The organism is Frankia sp. AgKG'84/4, from assembly GCF_023242965.2.
Classification (GTDB): Bacteria; Actinomycetota; Actinomycetes; order Frankiales; family Frankiaceae; genus Frankia.
Genome location: NZ_JALKFU020000393.1, coordinates 1 through 5,009, shown reverse-complemented (window position 1 = coordinate 5,009; position 5,009 = coordinate 1). Strand labels below are relative to the sequence as shown.

Sequence of the window (5,009 nt, the reverse complement as noted above, 5' to 3'; positions counted from 1 at the left end):
CCACACCGGGGGCGGCCGGGACCAGCTGGTGGCAGACGCCCCGCCCGCCCTCGACACCCCCGATCCCAACGCCGGCCCCGCCCGCCCCGGCGCCTACGCCACCCGCCCCAGCCACAACCGCCCCAGCCCCAGCCCCAGCCGTTCCAGCCCCAGTCTTTCCAGCGCCGCCCCTCCCCCAGCCACTGCCAGCCACGAAGGTCGCCGGCGGCCATTCCTGGACACGAGCGGTGCCAGCCGCGTCCCCGGTGTCCGGAGCCGCCGGCGGCGTGCCGTCCGCGTCGGGCGGCCAGGGTGGGACCTGGTGGGGGCGCGGTGCCACGGCGCTGCATCCGGTCGGGGCGGCGACGGTCGTCATCGGCCGAGGAGCCGAGTGCGATGTGGTGCTCGCCGAACCGCTCGTCTCCCGCCGGCACGCGGAGCTGCGGCAGGTCGGCTCGCAGTGGCAGATCGTCGACCTCGGCAGTTGGAACGGGACGTTCGTCAACGGCCGCCGGGTCGGCCAGGCGACGATCGGGCCGGACGACATCGTCGGGATCGGGCACGCGCTGCTGCGGCTGCGGGGCGGCACGCTCGTCGAGTACACCGACGCCGGCGACATCTCGTTCGAGGCCGACGACCTGGTCGTCACCCGCTCGGGACGGCGCCTGCTCGACGGCGTCGGATTCGCGTTGGGGCAGCGCAGCCTGCTGGCCGTCGTCGGGCCGAGCGGGGCCGGGAAGTCGACGCTGCTCGGCGCGCTGACCGGGCAGCGCCCCGCCGACTCCGGCGAGGTCCGCTACGCCGGCCGCGACCTGTATGCCGCCTACGACGAGCTACGCCAACGCATCGGGCTCGTCCCGCAGGACGACATCCTGCATCCGCAGCTCACCGTCCGCCGGGCCCTGCGGTTCGCCGCCGAACTGCGCTTCCCCGCCGACACGCCCGCCGCCGAACGCAACGCGCGGGTCGAGGAGGTCATCGGCGAACTGGGCCTGGCCGACCAGGCGACGCAGCGGATCAGCACCCTGTCCGGCGGCCAGCGCAAGCGCACCAGCGTGGCGCTGGAGCTGCTCACCCGCCCGTCGCTGCTGTTCCTCGACGAGCCGACGTCCGGCCTGGACCCAGGCATGGACAAGTCGGTGATGCAGACCCTGCGCACACTGGCCGACGACGGTCGCACGGTCGTCGTCGTCACCCACTCGCCGGCCCAGCTCGACCTGTGCGACCGGCTGCTCGTGCTCGCCTCCGGCGGCAAGCTCGCCTACTTCGGCCCGCCCGGCGAGGCGCTCGCGTACTTCGGCCAGCGCGACTTCGCCGACATGTTCCTGTTGCTCGACCGTTCCCGCGACGTCGACTGGACGGCCCGGTTCAAGTCCTCCCCGCAGTACGCGAAGTACGGGACGCCCAGCGCCCCGACCCCGTCGACGGTCGCGGCGCCGGCACGAGCCGTGCCGGACGCGCCGCCGCGCCAGCAGCCCGCGCTGCGCCAGTTCTCCGCGCTCGCCCGCCGCTACCTCGCGGTGATCGCCGCCGACCGGGCCTACGCCGTGTTCCTCCTCGCGCTACCGCTGGTCCTGAGCCTGTTCGCGCAAGGGCTGTCTCGCGGTCACGGCCTTTCGTGGGACAGCGCGACCGCCACGGCCTCCGATGACTCCGATGCCGGCGGGGCCAGCGGCGTCACCGCACTCATGCAGGTCCTCATCCTCGGGTGCGCGTTCACGGGGTTCGCCGGATCGTTCCGCGAGCTGGTCAAGGAACGCTCCGTGTTTCAGCGGGAGCAGGCGATCGGGCTGTCCCGCGGCGCCTACCTCTGGTCGAAGCTCGCCGTCCTTGGTCTGATCACCTGCGTGCAGGCGGTGATCCTGGCCGTCGTCGGCCTGGCTGGCCGGCCAGGGCCAGACGATCCGCTGGTCCTGGGTGACGGTGTCGCCGAGATCGCGGTCGCCCTGACCGCCGTGGCGCTGGCCGCGATGGTGCTGGGGCTGTTGGTCTCCGCGCTGATCGCGAACGCCGACCGAGGCATGCCCATCCTCGTCGTCATCCTGTTACTGCAGTTCATGCTGACCGGACTGCTGCAGTCGCTCCACAACAACCCGCCGCTGGAGCAGGTGGCGTATCTGATGCCCGCCAGATGGGGCTTCGCGATGGTCGCCGCGACGGTCGGCTTCAAGCACGATCCCGATGACCCCCTCTGGCACGACGATGCCAGCACCTGGACGACCGATCTCGCCGCCCTGCTGCTGCTGACCGCCGTCCTCGCCGGAGCCATCTGGCTCGCGCTGCGACGCGGGTCGACTTCCCGCCGCGGCCGGTAGGGGGCAGGGCACGCGATCAGATTTCACCGACCCGTCCCACTCGACCGAGCGGAGAAGGTACGTGCCGAAACATGGATCCCGATGGACGCCAACCGTCGGAAAGGCCGTAGTGGCCAGAATCAAGTCAGCCGCATGCCTGGAGGAGTTCGGCGATGCGATCGGTTCACTGGCCGCCCGTCGGGCGCCAACCATCCCAATTCTGACCTACGCGGCCGCCGTTTCTTTTTTTGTCAACAACCAGGAATCCGCCCCTCCCGACAGCGTCGGTGGACTGCTGCGACACCGCGCGGAAGCAGGCTGGCTGGTGCGGCTCTTTTTCCTGGACAGGGACGGCAAGCCACTCCCTGCCGACCGCGCACCCGGGCAGTCCTTTCTTGTCGAGACGTTCGACGGCGAGCTGGATCGACTGCTGGACACCAGGGATCTCATTATCTTCAGTCGCTGACGGCGACTCTTCCCGCTGGAGGGGACATGGTTGACCCGATCATCACGCCACTCGTCCTTGGCGCTCTCGCAGTATTCGCAGCTTCCGCGATAGAGGAGATCGCGAGACTCAGCGTGAGCTGGATTCTCACCTACTTCCGGAACGTCGCGGCCCGGCGCGCCTATGATCGAGACTCAATCGACGCGTCGGTGGAAGTCGCGCTCCGCGGCGGCGGCAAGGGCTACCGGGTGGTTCGGGTTGTCAACGGAAGTGTCGTCGAGGGGACGACTGTCAGGCCGCGCTCAATCGACCCCCAGGTAGCAGCGCAGCACCGCACGGCCCAGGTTGTCAGATGGCTGGCGAACTAACTGGTGAGACAGCGTTCCAGCGTCAGGTTCGAGACGGACTCAGTCCGTATGAAGTCCGCGGCATTCCAGCGGGCGCGCCCGATATCGACGCCACGCTGCTGCACACGCGCCTGACCGACGCGGTCGACAGGTTCTCCGCCGGAACCGGCCTGAAGGATCTGGAGGTCCTTGTAACGACACGACAGTCGGCTGAGCCGTCGTATCGGTTTAACCCCAGCGGGCGACGGGCGGCCACCGGCGGGCAGGATCGATCTCCCGACCTCAACGACCTTCCCGGCGACGGCGAACTGGACCTCGACGCTCGCGCGACAAGGTTCCCGCCAGTTGACCCACTTTATTCCTTCGACTTTTTGGTCCTACCAGTCGACACCCAACGCGATCTGATGCTCGCAGTGGGGGTCGCCACTGCCCGCACCCAGGTCTTCGAGGAGTGGAACCTTCGTAGCATCCAACCATTCGCTGGTGTTTCCATCAACCTGCACGGCGGCCCGGGAACGGGTAAGACACTCGCAGCCCACGCCATTGCGAGCCTTCTCGACAAAAAGATCATCGAAGCAAAGTACTCGGAGCTGGAAAGCAAGTACCAGGGCGAGGGACCAAAAAATCTTTCCGCCCTTTTTCGGGCCGCCGTCGACAACGACGCGGTCCTCTTCCTGGACGAAGCCGATGCGGTCATGTCACAACGCCTGGCCAACGTGACCCAGGGGGCGGAGCATGCCATCAACGCAATGCGTAGCGAACTCCTGATGTGCCTCGACAGATTCGACGGACTTGCTGTTTTTGCCTCGAACCTCGCTGAAAGCTACGACACCGCCTTCGACAGCCGTGTTCGTCACGTACACTTCCCCGACCCCAACCTGGAAGCACGGAGGGAGATCTGGCGACGCCACATTCCAGCCGAACTCCCCGTAACCGCCGATCTTGACCTCGACGAGCTCGCGGGAATCGAAGGACTCTCCGGCCGAGAGATTCGGCGAGCTGTCGTGGATGCCGCGGTCGACGTTTCACTGAACAGCCGTGGGGCTGTCCACCAAGCGGATCTCGTGCGCGCAGCCCAGAGGATAAAATCGAATCGGATCACCCCTACTCGAGAGGCGGCCGTCACCATGCGGGAACCCGACGCCGTTGATCGCGAAATCGGAGCAGCGCTTTCGTCACAGCCACACCCGGCCAGCCCGGCGCCGTAGCACGGCCGGTTCGTCCGCGCCGAGCCTGGATTTCATGGGACGCTCACCACCATGGCGCGATCAACCGTGGGGGCACCGCATACCTGGGCTTTCAGGATCGGCACGGCCTGGCACGCCGGGGTGGCGGGACGACGTGCCGCGTTGGTGCGGGCGTGCCATCCGGAGCCGACGGCGGCGGTGACGTTGTTCGCGGCGGCGCTGGCGGCGTCGAGTGGGCGGACGGCGGGTGGGGTCGGGCGGGTGGCGTCGGCAGTGCTGGCCGGGCAGTTGTCGGTGGGCTGGAGCAACGACCTCGTCGACCGGCATCGGGACGCGGTCGGGGGGCGGGGGGACAAGCCGCTCGTCGGCGACAGGCTCGCGCCGGGGACGGTGGCGGTGGCCACGGCGTCGGCGCTGGTCGCGTGCGTGCCGCTGTCGCTGGCGTCCGGTCGGCGGGCTGGGCTCACCCATCTGGCGGCCGTCGCGAGTGCCTGGTGTTACAACCTCGGGCTCAAGTCGACACCGCTATCTGTCGTTCCGTATGCGGCCTCCTTTGCGCTTCTACCCACGTTCGTGGTGCGGGGGCTGCCCGGTAGTCCGGAGCCGCCGTGGTGGCTGCCGGCGGCGGCGGCGCTGCTTGGCGCCGGCGCGCACTTCGCCAACGTGTTGCCGGACCTCGAGACCGATGCGCGCACGGGTGTGCGCGGGCTGCCGCAGCGCCTTGGCGCGGCGGGTTCGCGCGAATCCGCCGCAGTGC

Annotated in this window: 5 protein-coding genes; all 5 read left to right on the top strand. The window is 69.1% G+C overall.

All coding sequences use genetic code 11. From position 1 onward, the window contains the following. The first annotated feature begins 227 nt into the window (after positions 1-227). Positions 228-2,294, top strand: coding sequence for an ATP transporter ATP-binding protein/permease (locus MXD58_RS19770; protein WP_250609707.1), 2,067 nt, complete (start codon positions 228-230; stop codon positions 2,292-2,294). Between the two features lie 109 nt (positions 2,295-2,403). Further along, entirely contained in the window at positions 2,404-2,739 is a 336-nt protein-coding gene (locus MXD58_RS19765) for a hypothetical protein (RefSeq protein WP_248840606.1), read from the top strand. Between the two features lie 26 nt (positions 2,740-2,765). Next, on the top strand, positions 2,766-3,086 hold the full coding sequence (locus tag MXD58_RS19760; protein ID WP_248840605.1) for a hypothetical protein: 321 nt from the start codon (positions 2,766-2,768) through the stop codon (positions 3,084-3,086). Next, positions 3,071-4,273: an ATP-binding protein gene (locus tag MXD58_RS19755; RefSeq protein WP_248840604.1), complete on the top strand. Its 1,203-nt coding sequence runs from the start codon at positions 3,071-3,073 to the stop codon at positions 4,271-4,273. Before MXD58_RS19760 ends, MXD58_RS19755 begins: the two co-directional genes overlap by 16 nt. Before the next feature lie 66 nt (positions 4,274-4,339). Further along, positions 4,340-5,009 (top strand): UbiA family prenyltransferase (locus MXD58_RS19750; RefSeq protein ID WP_250609706.1); only part of this gene is annotated, 670 nt, incomplete at its 3' end.